Here is a 24,358-nt window from a genome sequence, read left to right on the forward strand (position 1 = left end):
GCACCTGTTTCACTTTATAATCGCCCTGTTAACATTAAGGAGCCCGATAATGAAAGTAACGCGATTTTTTCTGATTGCCGGTATGGTTTTGATGGCGCTTGGTGGTATTGGCGGTGTGATGCTCGCCGGTTATACCTTTATTTTACATAGCCAGTAAGCCTGCGTTGCAGGCACCCGAACACCTGGTCCACTATTACTGCGGCCAGCGCTACCAGCACTGCCCCCTGAATAACGTAAGCGGTATTAAAACCGCTCAACCCCACAATAACCGGGGTGCCCAAGGTTTTCGCCCCCACTGTTGAGGCAATAGCAGCGGTACCAATATTGATAATGACCGATGTGCGGATACCTGCAATGATCACGGGTGCAGCCAGAGGTAACTCCACTTTCAGTAACACCTGACTGGGGCGCATCCCCATCCCCTGAGCCACCTCTTTGACTTCTGCCGGTACTGCATTCAGCCCGGCCAGTGTGCCCTGCAAAACCGGCAATAAACCATACAGAAACAGAGCCAGCATCGCGGGTTCGCTACCAAACCCCATTACCGGCACCGCTACTGCCAGCACTGCTACCGGGGGAAATGTTTGCCCTGCCGCCGCCAGTGTTTGAACCAGATGACGAAAAGGCTCACCGGCCGGGCGGGAGACCAGAATCCCCACGCCTCCCGCCACGAGAACAGCGCAGGCACTCGAAATTGCCACCAGAACCAAATGCGCCCATGCCAGTGAGATAAAGCTGGATTGCTGCCATACCGGGCGTTCCAGCGCCGGGAACAGGTAATGAAACAGCGGGCCACTGTATGGCATGCCAAACAACAGCCCGAGAAACAGCAGTACCAGCCAGAACAGAGGTGAGCGCAGCAGTGTGTTCATGGTGTCACACCCTGGTGAATCACATCCTGCAGATGCAGATTCCCTACTACTTCACCTGCGTCATTAACCACAGGCAGAACGGACCGTGCCTGCTGAATGAATGCAGACAACGCTTCACGCAAAGATAACGCCACAGTAACAGGCTGCCCGTCACTGGGTGCTTCCCCCTGGCGTACCAGGTTTTTCACCCGGTACAAACCTAACAGGCGAATACCCCGGTCGCTGTCACCAAAAAAACCACGAACAAAATCGCTGGCAGGCTGGCGCAACAAGGTATCCGGCGCACCCTGTTGCACCACTTTGCCGTTGTCCATCAAGACGAGATGGTCGGCAAGCGCCAGCGCTTCGTCAATATCATGAGTGACCAGAATGATGGTGCGCCCCTGGGCACGTTGCACCCGCAGGATCTCCTGTTGAAGGCTGCTACGGGTAACAGGATCCAGCGCGCCAAAAGGTTCATCCATTAATAACACTTCCGGGTCGGCTGCCAGAGCCCTTGCCACGCCAACCCGTTGTTGCTGGCCGCCTGAAAGCTGATGGGGATAACGCTGGTAAAACACCGCCGGATCCAGATTAAGTAACTCCAGTAACTCTATAACCCGGCTGTGTATTTTTTTACCCGACCAGTTCAGCAAACGTGGCACAGTGGCAATATTTTCAGCCACGGTCCAGTGAGGAAACAAACCAATAGACTGAATGGCATAACCCATACGCCGACGTAAAGTGGTAACCGGATGGCGGGTTACCGGTTCACCGGCAAAGCGAATCATGCCACTGTCAAAATCCACCATACGGTTAATCATTTTCAGCGTAGTGGATTTACCTGAACCGGATGTGCCCACCAGCACACTGAATGCCCCCTCGGCAAAATTCAGCGAAACATCACTGACAGCCGCTTTGCCATGAAAGGCTTTGGTGACATGTTCAAATTCAATCATGGTGATTATGCTCCAGCCGGTGAATAAGCAGGTTGAAAATGCGGTCGGCCAGCACTGCCAGTGCCACTACAGGGATAACGCCCAGCAGGACCAGTGACTGAGCGCTGGCAGATAACCCCTGAAAAATCAATGCGCCAAACCCACCAGCGCCAATCAGTGCCGCCACTACTGCCATGCCTGTAGTCTGCACTGTGACCACGCGTAAATTACGTAACAACACGGGTAATGCCAGCGGGACTTCCACCTGTACAAAACATTGCCATGGTGTCATACCATTTCCCTGTGCACTCTCTTTCACCGCCTGTGGCACTTGCTCCAGCCCTGCAACCACACCGCGCACCAGTGGCAACAACGCATATAACACCAGAGCGATGATCGCAGGCGCCACGCCTATGCCACTCACCCCCAAAGAGCCTAACCACGGCAATGCACTCCCCAGGGCCGAAAGTGGCGCTATCAGTAGTCCAAACATGGCGACAGAAGGTATGGTTTGAATCACATTCAGCACGCCGAACACAGAAGACTGCGCCTGCGGGGTACGGTGCAGATATAAACCCAGTGGAATGCCAATAACCAGCGCAGGCAGTAAGGTGCCGAATGTCAGTACCAGATGGCGCAGTAATGCATCATCAAACACAGATTTACGGTTGGCGTACTCTTTCAGCAAAGACAGGCCATCAAAATGGCCGGTATATAACAAGGCCAGCGGAATCAGCCACAATTGCAGGTAGAGTATGGCGCGCAGGGCGGGTTTCATGGAAAGGGTGCGTGCTGATTCACTATACCCCATCAGGCTGATTGCCAGCACCAGCCAGGAGCCGCTTGCCAGTGATACTCTGGCATAAGGATGAGCCTCGCCCGCCAGGTGGTTCGCCCAAAAACCACAAGCGAACAGCCAGCCAACAAATAACACTTCGAATAACAGCAACACCACCGGGCGATGGTGCGGCAAGCTGAATACCAGCAGCACAACCGCTACCAGAAACAGCGCGGCTGTTGAATATGGCACCAGCCCGTCCAGCATTACAGGCTGGCCGCTCAGCAGGCGGTTGGGTGCCATGGTGAGTACAGGCAAACACAGCACGGTAATCACTAACAATGCCACCAGAACCCAGAGCACCGGGTTCTGACGAAAACGGCCAATAACGTTATGCCACAACCTAGTCAACAAAATGATGAGCCTTAAGCCAGGTCTGCGCCACTGTACCTGCATCCACACCTTCCACTGCAATACGGGCATTGAGTTGCTGCAAAGTTTTTTCATCCAGCGCGCCAAATACCGGTTTTAACCAGGCGGCAATACCGGGGTGTTCTTTAAGTACCGCTTCACGAATAACCGGAGCAGGTGCATAGACAGGCTGCGTACCTTTTGGGTCGCTCAGGGTGCGCAGCCCCAGTGCAGCTAACGGGCCATCGGTGCCATAAGCCATCGCGGCGTTCACACCTGAAGTATTTTGGGCGGCCGCTTTAATAGTCACGGCTGTATCACCACCTGCCAGAGACAATAACTGGTCTTGTGACAGGGTAAATCCATAGGCTTTTTCGAAAGCAGGCAGGGCATCAGGCCGTTCAATAAATTCGGCAGAAGCCGCCAGTTTGAATGTGCCCCCCTCTTTCAGGTAACGACTCAGGTCATTAAGGGAGGTGAGATGGTTTTTCTCGGCTACATCGTCACGTACCGCAATGGTCCAGGTATTGTTCGCCGGAGCGGGTGTCAGCCAGACCAGGTGGTTTTTCGCCGCATCCAGTTGTTTGACTTTTTCATAACCCTGTTGCGGGTTTTTCCAGGCAGGGGAACTGGCCTCATTAAAGAAAAAGGCACCGTTCCCGGTATATTCAGGGTAAATATCCAGCGCACCTGAGATAATTGCGCCGCGCACTACCGGTGTTGTTCCCAACTGGATTTTATTCTCTGTTTTCACACCATGAGCATTCAGTACTTGCAGAATAATATTCCCCAGTAATGCGCCTTCCGTATCAATTTTCGAACCGACTTTCACCGGGCCAGCTGCCTGTGCGGGTAAAGCCATAACCAGTACAGTGCCCAGTAAACATGATGACCACAGGGTGCTTGTTTTCATTTTCTCTCCGTTTCTCTGTTCGTCAACTGCATGAAAAATAAGGATAGCGGAATATCTCTGTAAGTGGACGCCGGGCAGAAAAATCTGTGCGTAAAACAAAACGGGCCATCACCTGGCACGGTGACAGCCCGTTACTAACGGTAACGCCATGGTTTACAGCAAGTCAAATGAACCTTGTTTCACCCGCTCAGAATCCAGGCCGATAAAGACGTTGAATTTGCCCGGCTCCGCGACATATTGCATGCGGGCATTCCAGAATTTCAGTGCATTGATATCGACCGGGAAGCTGACGGTCTGGGTTTCGTGAGGTTTGAGGGTTACTTTCTTAAACCCGCGTAACATTTTTACCGGGCGGCTCATACTGGCGGTAACATCCTGCAAATAGAGCTGCACTACGGTTGCCCCTTCCCGGTCGCCGGTGTTGGTGACAGTCACACTCGCCGTAACCGTTCCATCCCGTTTCATAACCGGTGAGGACATTTTTACGTCGGACACCTGAAACGTGGTGTAACTCAGGCCATAGCCGAAGGGGAACAGCGGGCCGTTTGCTTCATCGAAATAGTGTGACGTGTATTTATCCGGTTTTTCCGGGTTATAAGGCCGGCCAGTATTCAGGTGGCTGTAATAAACTGGAATTTGCCCAACTGAACGCGGGAAAGACATGGGTAATTTGCCTGAAGGGTTGTAGTCGCCAAACAGCACATCAGCGATGGCATTGCCCCCTTCTGTTCCGGCGAACCAGGTTTCCAGCATCGCATCTGCCTGCTGTTGTTCTTTCACCAGCGCCAGCGGGCGGCCATTCATCAGAACCAGCACCAGCGGTTTACCGGTTGCTTTCAGCGCGGCAATCAGGTCGCGCTGGCTTTGTGGAATGGTAATATTGGTTCTGCTGGATGCTTCATGAGCCATTCCCTGCGATTCTCCCACAACCGCCACGACAACATCGGCGCTTTTCGCTGTGTTCACGGCTTCGTCTATCATGGCCTGTGGTGAACGCGGGTCCTGTTGCACGGCTTTCTCATAAGAGTTCAGGAAATCAATAATGCCCTGGTGGTTAGAAATATTGGCGCCACGCGCGTAAACAATGTGCGCACTGTTGCCTGCGGCATTTTTAATCCCCTGCAATACACTCACTGACTGGCTGGCGACACCTGCAGCCGACCAACTGCCCATCATGTCTCGCTGGCTGTCGGCCAGTGGTCCAATAACCGCAATGGTACCCTGTTTTTTCAGCGGCAGTGTGTGCAGGCGGTTTTTCAGGAGCACCAGACTTTCACGAGCAACTTCCCGGGCTTCTTTGCGATGCAGACGGCTTTCTGCGTTGGTATCGACCGGGTCGCTACCTTTCGGGCCAAGGTGAACATAGGGATCGTTAAATAACCCCATATCATATTTTACGTTCAGCACATGGCGTGTAGCGTCATCGAGCTCCGCCATAGTGACCGCGCCACTTTTAATCAGACCGGGTAAGTATTTACTGTAGTATTCATCTCCCATGCTCATGTCTATACCGGCTTTGAGCGCGATGCGCACGGCGTCTTGCGGATCACTGGCCACGCCGTGGTTAATTAACTCTTTGATTGCACCATGATCGGAGATAGTAATGCCCTTAAAGCCCCACTCTTTGCGCAGCACATCTTTAAGTAACCAGGAGTCGGAAGTCGCCGGGGTGCCATTCAGTGAATTCAGGGCAATCATCACCCCGCCACTGCCGGCATCCAGCCCGGCTTTATAAGGCGGTAAATAGTCGTTGAATAACCGCTGAGGGCTCATATCCACTGTGTTGTACTCTTTACCACCCTCTACCGCGCCGTATGCGGCGAAGTGTTTCACACTGGTCATGACTGAGTAACGGTCTGCCGGGCTTTTCCCCTGCATAGATTCAACCATGGTGCTGCCCATTATGGATGTGAGATAAGTATCTTCACCGAACCCTTCGGATACCCGCCCCCAGCGAGGGTCGCGGCTCACATCCACCATAGGCGCCCAGGTCATATTCAGACCGTCATCGGCGGCTTCCCAGGCAGAAATACGCCCCACAGTCCGCACTGCGTCAAGGTCAAAGGTGGAAGCCAGCCCCAGGCTTATTGGGAAGACGGTGCGCTGACCATGCACCACATCATAGGCAAAAAACAGAGGGATTTTCAGGCGGCTGAGTTGCATCACCTGATCCTGCATTTTACGAATATCCGGGCGGGTTACTGTATTAAAGATGGCTCCTACATGCCCTTCTTTAATCATTTCACGAATTTTTTCTTTTGGGTTATCTGGCCCGACGCTAATCAACCTGAGCTGGCCGATTTTTTCATCGACAGTCATTTTCTTGAGCAGGCTGGTGACAAAAGCATCACGCGCCTGGGTGGTCATGGGATGGGGACCAAACAAATCATCGGCCAGTGCAGGTTGCAGAGCAAGGCTTACTGCAATCCCAACAGAACAAAGCCATTTCATAAGTTGACTCTCAGGTTAAGGCGGAGCCTGGCTGACGCCGCACAGAAAAATAAAAAACGCAGTTTGCCACAAGCTGGAATGAGTAAGAAATAAGATAATCCAGATATATCCATCTGTTTTGCAAAATGACTCTCCACAAATTGATTTTTTCGGCGCTATGCTTAATGCCGATATTTGTTCATCACAGGAGTGGGACATGTCTTACGTTGTAAAATCGAAACACCTGGCCTTTATAACTGAACTCAAACATCTGGTAGGCGCTCATCATGTTCTTACTGATCCGGCACGCACGGCGCGCTACCGTAAAGGCTTCCGTTCTGGTGAGGGAGAGGCTCTCGCCGTGGTGTTTCCAGGCTCGCTCCTGTCTTTATGGCAGGTACTCAAGGCTTGTGTCGCCACTGACAAAATCATTCTGATGCAGGCAGCCAACACCGGTTTAACGGAAGGTTCCACCCCAAATGGTAACGATTATGACCGTGATATTGTCATTATCAGTACCTTGCGTCTGAACAAACTTCACTTACTGGATAACGGCCTGCAAGTAGTGGCCTGGCCGGGAACCACATTGTACCAACTGGAAAAAGCACTGAAACCCCTGGGGCGCGAACCCCATTCTGTAATTGGCTCTTCCTGTATTGGTGCGTCGGTTATGGGTGGTGTGTGCAACAACTCTGGTGGTTCCTTAGTGCAACGCGGCCCGGCTTACACCGAAATGGCTTTGTATGCGCAAATTGACAGCCAGGGGCAGTTGCATTTGGTTAACCACCTGGGTATTGACCTGGGTGAAACACCTGAACAAATTCTGTCGCGCCTGGATGATGAAAAAATCCCCCCCGAACGAATACAACATGATGAGCGGCGTGCTTCTGATAACGACTACCAACACCGGGTACGCCAGGTCGATGCCAACACGCCTTCACGCTATAACGCCGACCCTGACCGGTTGTTTGAAGCTTCCGGTTGTGCAGGGAAACTGGCGGTTTTTGCTGTGCGCCTCGATACCTTTGCCGCCGAAAAACAACAACAGGTGTTTTATATCGGCACCAATCAGACACAGGTGCTGACCGAGTTACGTCGCCATATGCTGGCTGAATTTACCCACCTCCCGGTAGCCGGAGAATATATGCACCGGGATATCTACGATATTGCCCAAACCTACGGTAAAGATACCTTCCTGATGATAGACAAACTGGGCACCGATAAGATGCCAGCGTTGTTCAGCCTCAAGGGCCGTACCGATGCCATACTGGAAAAACACCACCTGTTTAAACCCCATTTCACTGACCGTTTTATGCAAAAAATCAGTGGTTATTTTCCCAACCATTTACCTTCAAGAATGCAGGAGTGGCGCCAGAAATATGAGCACCACTTGTTACTAAAAATGGCCGGTGATGGTATTGCCGAAGCGCAAAATTTCCTGGAACGTTATTTTCACGATGCCGAAGGCGACTTTTTTGTCTGTACCCCGGAAGAAGGGGCGAAAGCCTTTTTACACCGGTTTGCAGCTGCCGGGGCGGCGATACGTTACCATGCGGTTCATGCAGATGAAGTTGAGGATATTCTGGCACTGGATATTGCCCTGCGCCGTAATGACACCGACTGGTTTGAACACCTGCCAGCAGAACTGAACAGCCAGATACTGCACAAGCTCTACTACGGGCACTTTATGTGCCATGTGTTCCATCAGGACTATATTGTGAAAAAAGGCGAGGATGTCCACGCACTTAAAGAGCAGATGCTGGTTCTGTTACGTGAGCGTGGCGCGCAATACCCGGCAGAACATAATGTTGGGCATTTATACGCAGCACCACCTGCCCTGCAAGCCTTCTACAAGAAAAACGACCCTACCAACAGTATGAACCCGGGGATTGGTAAAACCAGTAAACTGAAAAACTGGCAGGCTCCACAGAAAACACCCAACGAGCAAGGTTAAGTTGATACACCTGGCGGTTACCCGCCAGGTGCCAAACAGCTTATTCCTCTGTCTGAGTCAGTTCGTTACTTGCCATATCGGTAGCTTTCTCTTGCTTATAAGCCAGTGCGGCCGCAGGTACTGGCATCGCCTTCCCGGTCTCCAGCCAGGTACGAATCCGGCTGGCATCAGCAAAGTGGGTGTATTTCCCGAACGCATCCAAAACCACCAGCGCCACCGGACGCTTATTGATTACAGTACGCATCACCAGACAGTGGCCAGCTTTATCGGTATAGCCGGTTTTGGTGAGCTGAATATCCCAGTTATTCCGGAAGATAAGGTGGTTAGTATTACGAAATGGCAGGCTGTAGTTCGGGTGACTGAACTGCGCTTCATCTTCCTTTGTGGTGCTGAGTTCACCAATCAGTGGGTACTGGCGGCTTGCCATCACCAGCCTGGACAGATCCCGTGCGGTTGACACGTTGCTCGGCGATAACCCGGTAGGCTCTACATAATGTGTGTGGGTCATACCCAATGCCCGCGCTTTGGCATTCATGGCGCGAATAAAAGCATCGTATCCACCCGGGTAATGCGCGGCAAGACTTGCTGCGGCACGGTTTTCTGAAGACATCAAAGCCAGTAGCAACATATTGCGACGGCTGATTTCACTGTTGAGCTTGACCCGTGAAAAAACACCACGCATTTCCGGTGTATGGCTGATATCCACAGACAACATATCATTCATGGGCTGGTGGGCATCCAGTACCACCATCGCCGTCATCAGTTTGGTGAGCGACGCAATAGGCCTTACCTTGTCCGGGTGGCTGGCATAAAGCACTTTGCCATCGGCAAGGTCAACCACCATGGCGCTCCCTGAGGCAATTTGTGGCTGGCTGGCTGCCACGGCATGAGAGACTGGTTTGGCTCGCGCAGTGGCATGATGTGCAGTGGTACGCGCCACTTTATGTGATGCGTGGTGTACCGTTTTCTTTGCCTCCGCCTTTTTGCTGGCAGTGGCGTGCTTTGTATGAGCTGTGTGATGAACTGTTTTATGTGTTTTTGTATGGGTAACAGTGCCTGTTGCCTGCCCGGCAAACACATAAGGCACCGCACTAAAAAGAGCGACACTAAGCAAAGTAAGGCGAATATTTTTATGCATGGCAACAAATTCAACAGGGTTATCTCTGCGCGATACTACGCACACCGCGCTCTGGAAAGGCGCTGGCGCCAGAATAATACTCCGCAGTCTGTGGTAACCGCCAGCGAAGATTCGTTATTAAATACTGCAATTTATTCTCTAAAAAACAATTTGAGCCAGGGCGTCAGTGTCAGCGCCTGGCGCGCCCCTGGTTGGCGGAGTATAAAAGCGGAATTCGGGGATAAAAGCTGTGCAGCACAACAGGCGAAAACAGGTTAACCGGGGCCAGACAGCCCCGGTATAAACAACGACTGGCACTAACTGAATAACCGGTAACCATAGCCCCACAGCAGGACGGTAATAGCCAGTAACACTTCGAGCACCAGTATCCCTATTGCCAGCGTGGAACTGGAGAAGTTAATCCCTTCAGATTTACTGATATTCAGGAACGCAGGAATGCCCACATAGAGCAGATAGCCTGTGTAAAACAACGCAACCGTGCCAATTAATGCACATAACCAGACGACCGGCCACAACCCAACCACGCCGCTTAACATCAAGGGTGTCGCCACATAACCGGCAAACACCATACAACGTTTAAATGCTGGCCTGTCCGGATAATAACGGGCCATCCACCAAATAACTCGCCCCATTAATGCCACACCCGCCAGGATAAGAGCATAGAATACCACCGCCAGTACCAGGGCGGTTGAAGGCATTAGTTTTACGGCAATATCATTTCCGAAACGCCAGCCAAACTGAGTGGTACCAATAAATGTGCACAAAACGGGTACAGCGGCCATTAATAAGACATGGTGTGTATAATGGTGGGAGACAGTTTCATTTTCCTGTTTAATCGACTGCATTTCGCGTTCGGGATGGGACATCAGCCCCCAGACATGGTTCATAAATCCCCCTGATGTACTGGAACGATAAACGCGCTACCCTTATCAGGTAAGCAGCTTCAGGGCATAACGCCAAACGTTGCCCCATAGACTGCATGTATCATTAGTATAATGCATGTTGAAATTTTGTTTATTTTTTGCACATATCTGGTTAATAGTAAGAAACGATGGGCCCGGTATGGAAGAACGAGAACCCCTAACACGATGGATATACATAGTCTTATCAGTCAGTACGGTTATGCGGCACTCTTGATTGGCAGCCTGGCAGAGGGAGAAACCATAACCCTGTTAGGCGGCGTGGCGGCGCATCAAGGGTTGTTAAAATTTCCTTTCGTTGTGCTCTGTGTTGCCCTTGGCGGTATGCTGGGTGACCAGGTACTCTACCTGGTAGGCCGGCATTACGGAACACGCGTGCTCTATCGTTTTCGAAAACACCGCAAGCATATCTCACGCGCCCGCAAGATAATAATCAACCACCCGTACCTGTTCGTGATTGGCTCTCGCTTTATGTACGGGTTTCGCGTTATTGGCCCGATACTGATTGGCATCAGCCGTTTGCCACCGCGTATTTTTTTCCCACTGAATATTCTTGGTGCGGCTATTTGGGCAACACTGTTCACCACGTTGGGTTATCTGGGTGGGGAAGTTGTGATGCCGTGGTTACACCAATTTAATAGCCAGATAAAACACCTGATTTGGCCTGCGATGCTCCTGGTGGTTGTCGCGCTGATTATCTGGCGGTTCTGGTGGCAAAAAAAACGCCATAAGCATGCCAAAAAATAATCACCAGGGATTGATTGCCGCAGAGCAGCAAAACATTGCATCCTGGCGGTGTGCGCGCTAGCATCACCACCACTAATGGGAGGCGATATGACTATCAAAGAAAATGATTTCAGAAAAATTGATTTGAACCTGTTAGTGGCTTTTGCTGTGCTTTACCGTGAGCAAAGTGTTTCTCTGGCCGCAGATAAGCTGCACCTGGGGCAGCCTGCAGTAAGTGGTTCGCTGGCAAGGCTTCGGGAAATGTTTGATGACCCGCTGTTTATTCGTAGTGGGCACCGGATGCAACCCACTGCCCGGGCGGACGCACTCCACTGCGAATTAATGCCCCTGCTGGAGCAGTTGCAGTCAACGCTATTCCACCCGTCAGATTTTAACCCGGCAACGGCCAGGGCTACCATTACGCTTGGCATGGCAGACTGGGTTGAAACCTGGCTGATGCCGGTATTATTCCCCCTGGTTCGCCAACAGGCTCCAGGGTTCCAGTTAAACGTAATCGCCAGCGACTCGTTCACCGACCAGAGCAACCTGGAAGGGGGAGAGATGGATATGGTGGTGAATATGGCTGAAGGCGGGCCACGCTGGCTGGAAAGCACACCTTTACTGGCAATACCTTTTGTCGCGCTCTGGCACCCACAGCAAGTGCCGTTGAAGGGCCCGTTAACCCAGGACGATTACCTGGCGTGGCCGCATTTTGCCGTGAGCAACCGCGAAGCAGCCAGCAGCCAGGTTGATACCCGGCTAGCCAAACAGGGTCTGGCCCGCCAGATTAGCTATACCACAGCGCATTTTGCCGCACTGCCCGGCCTGCTGTGCAGCCAGCCAGGAATTGCGACTGTCCCTGCGGCGCTGGCTCCGCTCTGGCAGGCGCACTGGGGTCTAAGCGCCAGCCCGGTTCCGGTGGACATTCCCCCGGCACAACTCGCCTTAAGCTGGCACCAGCGCCATAATAGCGACCCGGCACTGATGTGGTTGCGGGACCTGATGAGTAACCATTTGGCGAAGTATTCATTAAAGCAGGCGGCCTGAGCGCCTGATGAAGTTATAACTGTTCAATCGCCTGGCGAATAGCCGCGGAAGTGTTCAGTGTGCGCACGGTCGCGAATAATTCACTGGCCTGTGAGTAATTTTTCCGCAAATAGCCCAGCCATTGTTTGATTCGCGCGACATGGTACATTCCGGTATCGCCCTGCTTTTCCAGACGGCAGTATTTTTTCAGTAACTGGATAACATCTGGCCAGGGCATGGCGGGCTCCCCGTATTTAATCACACGGCTAATGTTCGGTACATTCAGTGCCCAGCGCCCCACCATAATAGCGTCACACCCGGTTTGAGCCATACAGGCAAGGGCACTGGTCTGGTCACGTATTTCGCCATTAGCAATAACCGGAATATGCAGCCGTTCACGAATCCTGCCAATGGCGGCCCAGTCTATACGTTCTGCCCGGTAGCCATCCTCTTTGGTTCGCCCATGCACCACCAGTTCCGTTGCGCCAGCCTGTTGTACGGCATCAGCAATTTCTATGCTGTGTTGCGATGAATCCCACCCCAGGCGAACTTTAACTGTGACTGGCAGGTGCGCTGGCACCGCTTCCCGCATGGCTTTCGCCCCCAGGTAAATCAGCTCCGGGTCTTTTAGCAACGTTGCCCCACCGCCACTGCCATTCACCACTTTAGACGGACATCCGCAATTCAGGTCAACGCCCCAGGAGCCCAGTTCAACAGCGCGCGCCGCATTTTCAGCCAGCCATTGCGGGTACTGCCCGAGCAACTGAATACGCACCCGGGTGCCAGAAGGTGTACGGCTCTGGTTAGCCAGTTCAGGGCAAATGCGCTGGAATGATTTTACTGGCAGGCAACTATCCACCACACGTAAAAACTCCGTGATGCATAGATCATAATCATTCACCTCCGTAAGCAGTTCCCGCACCAGTGCATCAAGAACCCCTTCCATTGGTGCCAGTAAAACGCGCATAGTATCATCCACCCAGCCAAAGAGGCGCTATGTTAGCCTGACACCTGGTGGGTGACAAACCGGAAATGCGCTTCGTTAACACCTGGCTGAGTTGTTTCTTTGAAAGAGTAATTAATACTGTCCTTTTGCGACTCCAGAACAGACAACATACCTGAGAGGTTTCATGAAAATAGGCGCTAAAAATGAAAATGGGGAAATACAGCATCTGGAAGTGTCATCGTTGATTATCACGCTCAGCAATGGTGAAACAATTGAAATAACCGATGAGAACAAAAGTCGTCCCATCGATGTACCTGAAGGTGTGATAGTGTGGGGAGGTAAAATGCCTGAGGAGGGTGCAACTTTAGATAAACTAAAAAACACGACCCGCGGTTTGGGGGTATATCCACTGGCCTCGAATATGGTGCACATATTCCCCTATTCTTTCAGGAAGTAAACCCATTCTGTTGAATTCCGGTAGATTAACAGTATGAATACGGGTGTTTTAACATGAGGTTAATTGTATCAGGCGCAGCTTTATCTGGCGTTCGGCCTTAAAAGGTTGAGAGTTACCGGTTTTGATATGGGTGTCAAAGCCTTATACAAAACACGAGGTAACTCTCATGCTTCATACTACTAATCCCGTCATCAAACACAAAGCCGGTTTACTCAATCTGGCTGAAGAACCCAGTAACGTATCGAAAGCCTGCAAAATCATGGACGTTTCGCGTGATACGTTTTATCGTTACCGCGAACTGGCCGATGAAGGCGGTGTGGATGCGCTGATTAATCGTAGTCGCCGCGCACCTAGCCTCAAGAACCGTGCCGATGAGGCAACTGAACAGGCTGTTGTTGATTACGCCGTCGCTTTCCCGGCACACGGACAGCACAGGACCAGCAACGAGCTGCGTAAACACGGCGTTTTTATCTCCGGCAGTGGTGTCCGTTCTATCTGGTTACGCCATAACCTTGAGAATTTCAAGAAACGGCTGAAAGCACTGGAAGAAAAAGTGGCCCGTGATGGCATTGAACTGACCGACAGCCAGATCGCAGCACTGGAGCGTAAAGCCAGTGATGACGAAGCCTGCGGAGAAATCGAAACTGCTCATCCGGGATATCTGGGTTCGCAGGGCACGTTCTATGTAGGCAACCTGAAAGGTGTCGGGCGTATTTATCAGCAGACGTTCGTTGATACGTACTCGAAAGTGGCTCACTGTAAGCTTTACGTCACCAAAACACCGATTACTGCGGCCGCCAGTTCATTCTCGCGTACTGAGGAGGTCATCTGTTGCTGTTGTTTACTGCGCCAGTTGTAGAGCCAGGATTCATACAGGCTGAGTTCACGGGCGGCGGCAGCAACACCGATGCGTTCAGCGAGTTTCAGGGCTTCATCGCGGAATTCGGGCGTGTACTGTTTACGGGCCGTTTTGCTGGTTGATGCTGGTTTTGTCATGAGTAATCACCTCTGGTTGAGAGTTTACTCACTTAGTTGCGTGTCCACTAATGGTGGGGAGGATCATATAACTCATTGTAGGCAGTAATTTTATATAAAAATTATTACTGAAAAAACTCACTATTAACAGGGGGAAGCCCTATTCCAGTAATATGATTGTCCAAAACAATCATGACGTGCTGCTACTGAAAGTATAGTCTTTCTATATATTCAATAAGAGTAAATGCATATGTCGGAGATGGAGTGCAATGTTCTGACATGGGGTTGTTATTTAATTTAATGGTAAAGAGTTCCTGCTCTGATCTTTGGTTTTTGTTATCAAACATTAAAAATTACCCATAACGATAAAATATATTAATGTCAGGTTCAAGGCGTAGCCGTGTGGCAGTATATGAGCGTTAGCTCATAAGGTAAATATATTTTCCAAAAAGAATGGAAAGCAAAAAAAATAAATTCGTACTGAATGATGAGGTAAATTTTATTTTCTTAAAATAAAAATTGCATATATTAACTATCACGAAAATAAAGTGATAATAAAAATAGCCGCAGGGCAAGCAGTGTTAGGTTCTGGAGTGACCGTAGTGGGATAACAAACTACCAATTTTTCTTCATTAGTGAAAGCATGTTGAAAGAAGAATCCACTTCTTTTAGGTGGTGGAGAAGTCAAAACTAAATGTATGTCCAAGTCAGAAGCAACTGTTAAGATCGTTAGTGTCGGGTATGCACAAGTTGAAGTGATCTGGTATGTGGATAGCTCATAGACTATACAAACCCCTGAAATTTATGTGAGAATGTATGCTCAAATAAACATCATAAGTAAAGGGAAGTTATGACAGAAAAAATTCATTTCTACGCACCAGCATCACACGACTACATAAGCCCTACGCTGCTTTGGTCAGTAGCCCGTATGACAATCAATCATGATGGTGCTAAGTGGTTAGAAACTCAGTGGGTTGGTGATCGAGACTTTCAGGGGGTAGCCCTTTATACCTCTGTTCTGGATGCAGCAATAGCGGCAGAAGTGCTAAATCAGAGTGATACACATTCAGAATGGAAAGTTTATCCACTTTCTGATTTAAACATCACTGAAATGATGATTTCAATGAAAGCTCGTCAGAAAGAAGAATACAATGTCATGATTGTATTTGGATACTCAATAGACGATTTCAGAAATCTTGAATTCTATACTGATCTTTATCATAGCCTGCAATTCCCTGATTCATTCCCTATCAGCGAAGGATTAGACCCTGTAAATAATAAAGTAATTCTCAATTTTGGCACATCTAATTTTGAGTATATGAATGACTATTGGCACGAAGAATTTACAAGCTATTGTGAATATATCGAAGTTGTCAATGCGCAGCCTTTCGATTACATCAAAGAACATGCTCATCACGCTGTAGAATCTGCACAAGTAACCAGAACTCCTGTTGCGGGTTCCAAATCCCAATTCTGTGTTAGCACATACTCAATAGAAAAACAGATGTGGATCGTGTCTTCATCAGCTATTCACGGAACTAAACCAGCTAACAATCTTCATTAAGGATAATATATGGCAACTGGTCATTTTTTACGTATAGGTGACAAGACAACATGTGGCGGAACCATACTTTCAGGCTCCCCAAATCACAGCTTTGGAGGGATTGCGACTGCGAGAAATGGTGATTCTGTATCATGTGGCAAAGATGGGAAAACTTATCATATAGCGGGTGGCATTCCTACTTACACAATTCACGGAGTTTCAGCAGCAGGTACTTTGCATAGTCGTAGTACCTGCCCCTGTAACGCAAATTTCATTTCTTCGTTTCCAAATGCTTCCTATTGGGTCGAGGAAAAGAAAGCAGCTAAGGCTACTACTGTAGTTGCCGCTGCCCCTGCTCCTTTGGTAGCTCCCGTACCAGATAAAGTAGAAGAACCTATACAACATGCTCAGACAGCTAAAAAGCCTCATCAAAAGAAACGTGAACCAGTAGATGCTGGTTTTTGTGTCCTGCCTTATGGTGCTGAAACTGGAGCTTATGAAAGATTCTTATTTGAAGGTAGTTCACCAGCAGGGACAAAAGAACTTTATCGTTCTTTGAATGGAGATAGTAAGGAATATAAAGCGGGTTCTATCATGCTTCTTGTTGATCCAGAGAAACAAGACAGTGATCAGATCGCTCATATGCAAGCAGCCAAACAACGCATTGATACAGCGTTAGAGCCTCTTACTCATAAAGAAGCTAACTTTCTGCATACCCACTATGCAACTATAGCTAACTTCTCTAGCATCGCTGATAAAGGAATTGGCCTTGCTGCTGATCCAGTAGGAAAGTATTTCGAGAACATAGAAAGGATTCTCAAAGAGATTCAAGAAACATATAAAAACACCTATATGACAAGAGGTGCTTTGATTGGTGAGCAGTTCTATGTAAAACGTGCTCAACTGTTTAAGGAACTTGATCGAGAATTAAAAGTAGGCTTCCTTAATAAAGCTATGAAATTTGGTGAATACACTAAAATAAAAAATGCTCTTGGCCTGTCTACTAGTTCTATTACTCATAAATGGAATGAAACAGGGATCAAGGATATTGAAGGTTATGCAACTCACTTAGAACGATCCGCTAAATATGTTAAAGCAATGCGATACACTGGTTATGTGGGAATAGGTTTTAGTGCCCTTCACTCAATGAATGAAATAAATGAGGCTTGTTCTGTTGGTCGAGAAGCTGAATGTACGCAGAAAAAATATACTGAAATAAGTAGCTTTGTTGGTGGTACTGGTGGAGGTATCCTTGCAGGTGGTATAGCTGTTCCACTATGTATAGCTATTGGTGTTGGAACTGCTGGCGTAGGTGGTTTAGCATGTGCTGTTATAGCAGGTGGCACATTAGGTTACGTAGGGGGTGAGGCTGGCGGTTGGGGTGGAGAAAAAGTAGGAAGCACTCTTTATAATGTTATCGAAGGTTCGAAATGAAATCGATAGACATGATCATATTATGCTTAGCTGCAACATTTGTAGCTTCACTAGCATTTTATCTTATCTATGGTAAATTTACAGAGCGTAAATTCGATCTCATTGCTGATAAGTTCAAAAAACAGTTTGGGTATACGCCTTTTTCTATGACTGTTGGTAAAGGTGGTAGTTTTTTCTTTTGGGGGTATAAGGAATCTTTTCTTATGAGCGCTCTTATCTTCCCTAAGTTCCCAGCAACAAAAAGGACACTGAAAGAAGAAGAAATTTCATTCTTTAAAAATCTAAAGACTAATGAGATCTCTTGGTTCTATATAAAATACACAGCTTTGATTATAGGGTTGATAAGTTTTATTAGCTTATTGATCATCCTTAAAATGCAATCAAATTAACTAAAAAGTAGCTCTTATGGTAATCCCCCCATTTTTAACGGAGGTGATAAGTAGAATCAGGCCATGCGTTGAATATGCTGCATCGGCGTGAAGCCATTCAGTGCCATATTCGGACGTTCATGATTATAAAACCATTGCCACTGCGTGGCATAGCCCTGCAATTCGTCCAGTGAGTTAAACAGGTGCTGGCCCAGCCAGTCATAACGTACCGTCCGGTTATATCGCTCAATCCAGGCATTCTGTTGAGGTTTGCCAGGCTGAATAAAACGAAGCGTTATATTCTGCTTAGCTGCCCATGACATCAGTACCTTGCTGGTATATTCTGGCCCGTTATCGCATCGTATTGCTGCCGGTTTACCTTTCCATTCAATGCGTTGTTCGAGAGTCCTCACTACACGATTTGCTGGCAGGGAAAAATCCACTTCAATCGCCAGTGCTTCACGATTAAAGTCATCAATGACATTCAGTAAACGGACGGAGCGACCATCTGATAGCTGATCATGCATGAAGTCCATCGACCAGCATTCGTTGCGACTTTCTGGCACCGTCAGCGGTTCAGGTTTATCCCGTTTCAGTCTTTTTTTCGGCTTTATTCGCATGTTCAGCGACAGTTCACAGTAAATTCGGTACACCCTTTTGTGGTTGAAGCGGAAGCCTTTTACGTTGCGCAGGTACAAAAAGCACAGACCAAACCCCCAGTTGCGCTGACTGCCAGTGATGCGGAGCAGCCAGTCGGCAATGACCTCATTTTCCTCATTCAGTTGAGGCTGATAGCGATAGCAACTTTCGCTGACAACAAACAACTGGCAGGCAAAACTTATGCTGATATTCCGGCTCCTGACTGCATCCTGCGCCATCTGCTTTCGACTCGATGGCTTCACCACTTTTTTGCCATGGCTTCCTGAATGATTTCGGCTTTGAGGCGCTCCTCCGCATACATTTTTTTGAGGCGGCGGTTTTCATCTTCCAGTTCTTTCAGACGGGTCATCATGGAGGCATCCATCCCGCCAAAACGCGAACGCCACTTATAGAAACTGGCATTGCTCATGCCATGTTCACGACATAGTTCAGCCACCGGAGTTCCGGACTCAGCTTGCTTCAGAATGGACATGATCTGGCTGTCGGTAAAACGTGACTTTTTCATAGAGATCTCCCCGGTTCAGATTACGAGAAAATTCTACTTATAAACACACCAGTTTTTCGGGGGGATTACCTCAGGGCGTGAAGCGGACATTCATTGTAGCGTTGAAAAAAGTGCTGTTTTTGCATATAGCACCTGTTAACTTGAATCATGATGAAAACACACTCTGTATTATTCTATTCAATGATTATTATCACCTGTCTGATTCAGGTGGGATAACATTCGCCATTTTCCCGCCGGTAAGGCGGACCTTACCGGCAATAATCCAGTGAGGTACACAATGGGCACCGATACAGTAACAAGATTAGGAAAACCCACTCTGCATCTTGTATGTGGGAAGATAGCATCAGGTAAATCCACATTATCAGCGAAACTCGGTAACGCGCCGGGAACCATAATTGTATCTGAGGATCAATGGCTTGCTGCACTCTATGCAGATGCGTTGTATTCAGTGGCGGATTATGTGCAGTGTTCGCTAAAGTTAAAAGGCGCCATGAAACCCCACCTGGTGTCATTACTCAAAGCGGGTTTATCAGTAGTTCTGGATTTCCCGGCAAACACGCGAACAAACCGCGAATGGATGATGAGTATCATTAAGGAATCAGGTGCCAGTCATCGCCTGCATTTTCTGAGAGTGTCTGATGAAGTATGTAAAGCCCGATTACGCGCCCGTAACGAAGAAGGTACGCACGATTTTGCAGCTACAGACCAACAATTTGAGGTCATAACGAGTTATTTCTCTGCGCCAGCACCTGACGAAGGATTTGATGTTATTGAATACAAATAAATTTCTTGTCTGTTTCTAAGCTGCCCCGCTGGCGGCTTTAGATTCGAATGACAATACCTGACACAAAGCGGACTGGTATCATCATTCGTGCAATTCGCTTTTAATGGCGCCACTTGCGCCTCGTTGACAAAATAAAGAAATGCGCTTTATTTAAGGCCGGAGATTACCGGCGCGGGATTTTATTGCAGCAATGAGGCCGGTGTGCTGCGTTGTCTTTTATATTCTTATCGGTAAAGCGAAAATACCCCATTTTCACCCGGTTCCATGCACTGGTGGCAAACTGAGCGCCAAGACGGTTAAGCACCTTTTCTACCGCATCCACACTGCATTGCGCGGCATCATAAACAAAAGTTAAGCTTGCAGAGGCTGACGAGTATTCCACTGTTTCCATACCCGCTAATTGCCGGATTTCACTAACCAGTGCGTCGGCCTGATCTTCGCTCACACCGGAAAGCTTCAATTTACGGGTGACCCGGTTAACATCATTAGCACCAGACTGGTGAGTAATACTGCTCATTTATACCTCTTGCGTTATTTAAGCCCACACGCTGGGATGCCCCCGGCCTGAAGCACATGGGCTTACACCAAAAAACGCGGTTAACCAATGCCGCCAGTATACAAGTGTATGGCTATTATCACACATAGCAGATGATGACAAAACCTGTGCCGTCCTGACACAGCACAGGTTCGTAATGCACAACCGTTTGATTACAATTACAGCCAGACGTACAGCCTCAAAGCCATCGCCCACAAACACCAGGGGCATGCTGCGCTCCTGCTTGCCATACATCCTGCCAGCATTTATTCACTTCCTTCAACCAGTACCAGCGTACCCGTTGCCGCATGGGTACGAAGTACTTTCGCCGCCTGATATTCGGGGCTGTAATAAAAGCGTTTTGCTTCAACAAAAGAGTCAAACTCAAAAATGACATGCTTCTCGTGGCCCTCACCTTCAAGATTTTGATACTGACCGGACCACGCAATAATTTTCGGATTAAAATCTTTCATCGCCTGACCCGCAGCTTTTGCATATTCTTCGTATGCTTGCGGATCAGATATGGTGACATGAGCAATTAAATAACCTTTTGGCATGATATCTGCTTCCTGTTAACTCGTTGTTTTTTATTCCACAAATCGTAACGTGAAATGAGATTAGGTTGGTGTAACGGAATGAAAAGGCTCAGGAAACCGGCTGGCATCCTGGTGTTCAATCATCCACCCCGGGTAGTAAGGCGGTAACGCGCTTACATTATTAAGCTGGCGAAGTTCGTCCTCAGTGAGTTCAATTTTTGTTGCCCCGAGGTTATCCAGGAGTTGTTCAATTCGTTTAACCCCGAGGATGACACTGGTAACATGTGGTCTTGACAGTACCCATGCCAGTGCTACCTGGCTCACCGTGGCGTTGCGGGTTTCAGCAATCGCCCGCATTTGGTCAATGCAGCGCCAGACGCTATCCTGCGCAACCGGCGGAAAATCAAAATGGCTACGTCTGCCCTTTCCACTGGCTGAAGTATTCGGGGCATACTTGCCAGATAATAAACCTCCGGCAAGAGGCGACCAGACGAGCAGACCCAACCGTTCTTCAGCCACCAGCGGAATCAGCTCGCGTTCAATATCCCTTCCTGCGATAGAGTAATAAGCCTGCAAAGTTTCAAAGCGTGTGGCGTGAAGTGCCTCACTCAGTCCCAGGGCTTTGCCGATTTTGCCTGACGCCCAGTTTGAAACCCCGACATAGCGAATCAGTCCCTGGCGGGTAAGATCGTCCAGTGCGCGCAGTGTCTCTTCAACAGGTGTCAGCGGATCACTGGCGTGAATTTGATAGAGATCGATATAATCAGTCTGAAGCCTCTCCAGGCTTCTTTGAACAGAATCCATAATATGACCACGAGATGCTCCCTGATCATTCGGATGGTTCCCCATCAAGCCCCCGGTTTTTGTCGCTAGGATAATCTCACTGCGTTTTACCCCAAGATCGTTCAATGACTGGCCAATCAGCCGCTCTGACTCACCATAAGAGTAAATATCAGCTGTATCGATAAAATTGATACCCGCAACCAACGCCTGTTCAATCAGTCTGCTTGCGTCCTTTTGCCCAATAGTTCCAATTCCCGCCCATATACCAGCATCAGCATTTCCCCCCAATGTCATGGTGCCCAGACACAGTTCAGAGACAAATATCCCCGTTCGCCCCAGTTGCTTATATTTCATTGTGCCTCCCGGTTAACCATCCCGATAATCCCAGTGACAGGCATGCCTCCACGGTGTTACCTGTACTGAGAACTTGAAGCACAAGTCTATTGAGTTAAAATAAATGTATAAACGATGGAAATTTAAACTAACTGTTTCCAAAAAGGGGAACAATGAAAAATCTGAACGCGCTGCTTTTGTTTACTAAAGTGGTGGAAATGGCGAGTTTCACCCGCGCAGCTGAAAGCACTGGAACACAGAAAGGGCGGGTTTCTGCGGTCATTCGTGAACTGGAACAAAGCGTGGGTGTTGCACTGTTGCACCGGACCACCCGCAGTGTGCAGTTGACAGAAGATGGACGGCTATTTTATTCCCGTGCACTGGACTTATTGGCTGAGGCAGAAGAATTACAGAACATGTTTGCCTCAAACGGCGCACCTGTACGCGGTAAATTACGTATTGATATGCCAACGGAACTGGCGAAAAGTATTGTAATACCGGCTTTACCGGAATTTCTGTCGGCGCACCCGGCAGTCGAACTCGAGCTATCCAGCACTGATCGCAGTGTCAACCTTGTTCAGGAAGGCTTTGATTGCGTTATCCGTCTTGGCCCCATAATGGATGAAACGCTGGTTGCCCGAAAACTGGGACAACTACGCATGATCAATGCTGCAAGTCCATCCTACCTGAAACGTTTTGGTACCCCGCACACACTGAAGGACCTGGTTGAACAAGGTCATCAAATAGTCCACTACACACGCTCACTGGGCTCCAAACCAACTGGCTGGGAATACCCGAATGGTGAAGGTTATGCCTTGCTTGCGCTACCAGGAGCTGTTCAAGTCAATAGTGTACAAACTTATCATGAAGCAGGGCTGGCAGGGATTGGACTGATTCAGGCAGGGTATTCAGCATTGGCTCCTTATATTGAATGTGGGGCATTAGTGGAAATACTTCCGGACAAGCCTCCTGAACCCCTCACCGCTTTCGTTGTTGTGGCGCACAGGCGCAACCTTTCTCCGCGCGTGCGAACTTTCATTCGCTGGCTTGAAAGTATCCTGGCACCCTACTTTACTTAATCCGCCTGACTGCGAGAGGCAGTACGCGCACCGGGTTTACAACCCGTTACCACACTGGATTGCATTAATCGCCTATGGTATCAACCGGTATCAGCCATACTAAAAAGGCATTGTTGCTATAACGGGAATTCATGGTGTGATCCATAGCACAAAAGCTTTTTTAATTGTATGATGAATGCATTCATTCAGGGGTTACTTAAATGCGCCATACATTGCTTATCATCTGGCAATATTGCCGGGCCTTCTTCTTTATTTATGCCTGCCTGTATGCCGGGCAGTTTATTGCCACACTGCTTCCTATTACAATTCCAGGCTCGATTATTGGCATGCTGTTGCTGTTCCTGCTGCTCTCATTACAAATCCTGCCTGCCCAGTGGGTAAAGCCTGGCTGCCACTTATTCATTCGTTACATGGCATTGCTGTTCGTACCCATTGGGGTCGGTGTCATGCAGTATTTCGACTTGCTGCGTACCCAGTTCGGCCCCATCGTGGTGTCATGTACTATCAGCACAATCGTTGTTCTGGTCGTTGTCAGTTGGACCTCTCACCTGGTTCACGGAGAACGTAAAGTTGTTGGCCAGAAAGAGGTTAAAGAGAAATGAGTGATATTTGGTGGTCATTGCCACTAACTATGGTGGTTTTCTTTGCAGCACGCAAGCTTGGCACTGTGGTTAAAACGCCACTGCTGAACCCTCTGCTGGTTTCCATGGTGGTAATTATTCCGTTTCTTCTGCTCACGGGAATCAAATACCAGCACTATTTTCAGGGCAGCAAAATGCTGAACGACTGGCTGCAACCGGCTGTCGTAGCGCTGGCATTTCCACTATACGAGCAGCTTCACCAAATTCGCGCCCGCTGGAAATCCATTATTTCTATCTGCTTTATTGGCAGCATGGTGGCAATGATAACCGGCACCAGCATTGCACTATTAATGGGTGCCACGCCGCAAATCGCAGCCTCTATATTACCTAAATCTGTCACCACCCCTATTGCGATGGCAGTTGGCGGAAGTATTGGCGGGCTGCCGGCAATCAGCGCGGTGTGTGTTATCTATGTCGGTATTTTAGGTGCAGTTTTTGGTCACACCCTGTTGAATGCCATGCACATTACCACCAAAGCTTCCCGTGGGCTCTCCATGGGAACAGCTTCCCATGCGTTAGGCACAGCACGCTGCGCCGAACTGGATTTTCAGGAAGGCGCATTCAGCTCACTGGCACTGGTTATCTGCGGGATTATCACCTCGTTGGTTGCTCCGTTTCTCTTTCCGGTTATTCTGGCGGTTTTAAGGTAAATTTGCGCACAATCTCGAAAATACGCAACACCATTAGCAAGTTG

24 protein-coding genes and 2 pseudogenes are annotated in these 24,358 nt (G+C 49.0%); 13 read left to right on the forward strand and 13 right to left on the reverse strand.

What is annotated here, in order from left to right; all coding sequences use genetic code 11:
- Positions 1-49 precede the first annotated feature (49 nt).
- Positions 50-157 carry a protein YohO gene (locus tag A9B99_RS23755; RefSeq protein ID WP_036114808.1) on the forward strand — a complete coding sequence of 36 codons (108 nt, stop codon included), beginning with the start codon at positions 50-52 and terminating at the stop codon, positions 155-157.
- On the opposite strand, the gene A9B99_RS04425 is transcribed toward A9B99_RS23755, so the two are convergent.
- The 5 genes from A9B99_RS04425 to bglX all read right to left on the reverse strand — a co-directional run bounded on the left by A9B99_RS04425 (position 138) and on the right by bglX (position 6,342).
- Entirely contained in the window at positions 138-872 is a 735-nt protein-coding gene (locus A9B99_RS04425) for an ABC transporter permease (protein WP_064594974.1), read from the reverse strand. The genes A9B99_RS23755 and A9B99_RS04425 overlap by 20 nt on opposite strands.
- Positions 869-1,810 (reverse strand): ABC transporter ATP-binding protein, encoded by a 942-nt coding sequence (locus tag A9B99_RS04430; RefSeq protein ID WP_064594975.1) that lies wholly within the window; start codon positions 1,808-1,810, stop codon positions 869-871. Before A9B99_RS04430 ends, A9B99_RS04425 begins: the two co-directional genes overlap by 4 nt.
- Positions 1,803-2,981, reverse strand: a complete 1,179-nt coding sequence (locus tag A9B99_RS04435; RefSeq protein WP_269448050.1) for an ABC transporter permease — start codon at positions 2,979-2,981, stop codon at positions 1,803-1,805. Before A9B99_RS04435 ends, A9B99_RS04430 begins: the two co-directional genes overlap by 8 nt.
- Complete coding sequence (gene osmF, locus A9B99_RS04440) at positions 2,971-3,891, reverse strand: glycine betaine ABC transporter substrate-binding protein OsmF (RefSeq protein WP_064594977.1); 921 nt, start codon at positions 3,889-3,891, stop codon at positions 2,971-2,973. The genes A9B99_RS04435 and osmF overlap by 11 nt, the downstream gene beginning before the upstream one ends.
- Positions 3,892-4,044: 153 nt before the next feature.
- A complete protein-coding gene (gene bglX, locus A9B99_RS04445; RefSeq protein WP_064594979.1) occupies positions 4,045-6,342 on the reverse strand; it encodes a beta-glucosidase BglX in 2,298 nt (765 codons plus the stop codon).
- A 196-nt stretch (positions 6,343-6,538) separates the two neighbouring features.
- Here bglX and dld point away from each other — a divergent pair, with 196 nt between their 5' ends.
- Positions 6,539-8,275: a D-lactate dehydrogenase gene (gene dld, locus A9B99_RS04450; protein WP_064594981.1), complete on the forward strand. Its 1,737-nt coding sequence runs from the start codon at positions 6,539-6,541 to the stop codon at positions 8,273-8,275.
- Between the two features lie 40 nt (positions 8,276-8,315).
- Here the strand turns inward: dld and pbpG are convergent, their stop codons facing one another.
- Together pbpG and A9B99_RS04465 are read right to left on the reverse strand one after the other, a co-directional pair.
- On the reverse strand, positions 8,316-9,413 hold the full coding sequence (gene pbpG, locus A9B99_RS04455; RefSeq protein WP_269448051.1) for a D-alanyl-D-alanine endopeptidase: 1,098 nt from the start codon (positions 9,411-9,413) through the stop codon (positions 8,316-8,318).
- Positions 9,414-9,709: 296 nt separating this feature from the next.
- Positions 9,710-10,300 (reverse strand): Yip1 family protein, encoded by a 591-nt coding sequence (locus A9B99_RS04465; protein ID WP_064594985.1) that lies wholly within the window; start codon positions 10,298-10,300, stop codon positions 9,710-9,712.
- Between the two features lie 201 nt (positions 10,301-10,501).
- On the opposite strand from A9B99_RS04465, the gene A9B99_RS04470 reads away from it, so the two are divergent.
- On the forward strand, positions 10,502-11,080 hold the full coding sequence (locus A9B99_RS04470) for a DedA family protein (protein WP_064594987.1): 579 nt from the start codon (positions 10,502-10,504) through the stop codon (positions 11,078-11,080).
- An 87-nt stretch (positions 11,081-11,167) separates the two neighbouring features.
- Positions 11,168-12,106, forward strand: a complete 939-nt coding sequence (locus A9B99_RS04475) for a LysR family transcriptional regulator (protein ID WP_064594989.1) — start codon at positions 11,168-11,170, stop codon at positions 12,104-12,106.
- Between the two features lie 13 nt (positions 12,107-12,119).
- Here the strand turns inward: A9B99_RS04475 and dusC are convergent, their stop codons facing one another.
- Positions 12,120-13,052, reverse strand: a complete 933-nt coding sequence (dusC, locus tag A9B99_RS04480; protein WP_064594991.1) for a tRNA dihydrouridine(16) synthase DusC — start codon at positions 13,050-13,052, stop codon at positions 12,120-12,122.
- 163 nt (positions 13,053-13,215) lie between these two features.
- Here dusC and A9B99_RS04485 point away from each other — a divergent pair, with 163 nt between their 5' ends.
- Together A9B99_RS04485 and A9B99_RS04490 are read left to right on the forward strand one after the other, a co-directional pair.
- The gene (locus tag A9B99_RS04485) at positions 13,216-13,488 is read left to right on the forward strand and encodes a hypothetical protein (protein WP_064594993.1); all 273 of its coding nucleotides are present in this window, start codon (positions 13,216-13,218) and stop codon (positions 13,486-13,488) included.
- Positions 13,489-13,654: 166 nt separating this feature from the next.
- Positions 13,655-14,284 (forward strand): annotated as a pseudogene (locus A9B99_RS04490) (helix-turn-helix domain-containing protein); the annotation flags it as partial.
- On the opposite strand, the pseudogene A9B99_RS23055 reads toward A9B99_RS04490, so the two are convergent.
- Positions 14,275-14,484 (reverse strand): annotated as a pseudogene (locus A9B99_RS23055) (transposase); the annotation flags it as partial. The pseudogenes A9B99_RS04490 and A9B99_RS23055 sit on opposite strands and share 10 nt — an antisense overlap.
- Positions 14,485-15,313: 829 nt before the next feature.
- Here A9B99_RS23055 and A9B99_RS04500 point away from each other — a divergent pair.
- The 3 genes from A9B99_RS04500 to A9B99_RS24125 are packed head-to-tail and all read left to right on the forward strand — an operon-like array spanning position 15,314 to position 17,829.
- Positions 15,314-16,027 (forward strand): hypothetical protein, encoded by a 714-nt coding sequence (locus A9B99_RS04500; protein ID WP_064594997.1) that lies wholly within the window; start codon positions 15,314-15,316, stop codon positions 16,025-16,027.
- A 9-nt stretch (positions 16,028-16,036) separates the two neighbouring features.
- Positions 16,037-17,440, forward strand: coding sequence for a PAAR domain-containing protein (locus A9B99_RS04505; protein WP_064594998.1), 1,404 nt, complete (start codon positions 16,037-16,039; stop codon positions 17,438-17,440).
- Positions 17,437-17,829: a hypothetical protein gene (locus A9B99_RS24125; RefSeq protein ID WP_231889149.1), complete on the forward strand. Its 393-nt coding sequence runs from the start codon at positions 17,437-17,439 to the stop codon at positions 17,827-17,829. The genes A9B99_RS04505 and A9B99_RS24125 overlap by 4 nt, the downstream gene beginning before the upstream one ends.
- Positions 17,830-17,885: 56 nt before the next feature.
- Here A9B99_RS24125 and A9B99_RS04515 read toward each other — a convergent pair.
- A protein-coding gene (locus A9B99_RS04515; RefSeq protein WP_156518981.1) for an IS3 family transposase occupies positions 17,886-18,973 on the reverse strand; the annotation gives its coding sequence in 2 pieces (ribosomal slippage) (positions 17,886-18,721 and positions 18,721-18,973; 1,089 coding nt in all).
- A 277-nt stretch (positions 18,974-19,250) separates the two neighbouring features.
- On the opposite strand from A9B99_RS04515, the gene A9B99_RS04525 reads away from it, so the two are divergent.
- On the forward strand, positions 19,251-19,757 hold the full coding sequence (locus A9B99_RS04525) for a P-loop nucleotide/nucleoside kinase family protein (protein ID WP_064595004.1): 507 nt from the start codon (positions 19,251-19,253) through the stop codon (positions 19,755-19,757).
- A gap of 163 nt (positions 19,758-19,920) precedes the next feature.
- Here the strand turns inward: A9B99_RS04525 and A9B99_RS04530 are convergent, their stop codons facing one another.
- From A9B99_RS04530 to A9B99_RS04545, 3 genes are all read right to left on the reverse strand, one after another.
- A complete protein-coding gene (locus tag A9B99_RS04530) occupies positions 19,921-20,274 on the reverse strand; it encodes a hypothetical protein (protein WP_064595006.1) in 354 nt (117 codons plus the stop codon).
- A 284-nt stretch (positions 20,275-20,558) separates the two neighbouring features.
- Positions 20,559-20,849 (reverse strand): DUF1330 domain-containing protein, encoded by a 291-nt coding sequence (locus A9B99_RS04540; RefSeq protein ID WP_064595009.1) that lies wholly within the window; start codon positions 20,847-20,849, stop codon positions 20,559-20,561.
- 60 nt (positions 20,850-20,909) lie between these two features.
- Entirely contained in the window at positions 20,910-21,965 is a 1,056-nt protein-coding gene (locus A9B99_RS04545; protein ID WP_064595011.1) for an aldo/keto reductase, read from the reverse strand.
- A gap of 152 nt (positions 21,966-22,117) precedes the next feature.
- Here A9B99_RS04545 and A9B99_RS04550 point away from each other — a divergent pair, with 152 nt between their 5' ends.
- From A9B99_RS04550 to A9B99_RS04560, 3 genes are all read left to right on the forward strand, one after another.
- The gene (locus A9B99_RS04550; protein ID WP_064595013.1) at positions 22,118-23,023 is read left to right on the forward strand and encodes a LysR family transcriptional regulator; all 906 of its coding nucleotides are present in this window, start codon (positions 22,118-22,120) and stop codon (positions 23,021-23,023) included.
- Positions 23,024-23,223: 200 nt separating this feature from the next.
- Positions 23,224-23,625, forward strand: coding sequence for a CidA/LrgA family protein (locus A9B99_RS04555; protein ID WP_064595014.1), 402 nt, complete (start codon positions 23,224-23,226; stop codon positions 23,623-23,625).
- Positions 23,622-24,314 (forward strand): CidB/LrgB family autolysis modulator, encoded by a 693-nt coding sequence (locus tag A9B99_RS04560; protein WP_064595016.1) that lies wholly within the window; start codon positions 23,622-23,624, stop codon positions 24,312-24,314. Before A9B99_RS04555 ends, A9B99_RS04560 begins: the two co-directional genes overlap by 4 nt.
- Positions 24,315-24,358: the final 44 nt, after the last annotated feature.

Origin of the sequence: Mangrovibacter phragmitis (genome assembly GCF_001655675.1) — a bacterium.
Classification (GTDB): domain Bacteria; phylum Pseudomonadota; class Gammaproteobacteria; order Enterobacterales; family Enterobacteriaceae; genus Mangrovibacter; species Mangrovibacter phragmitis.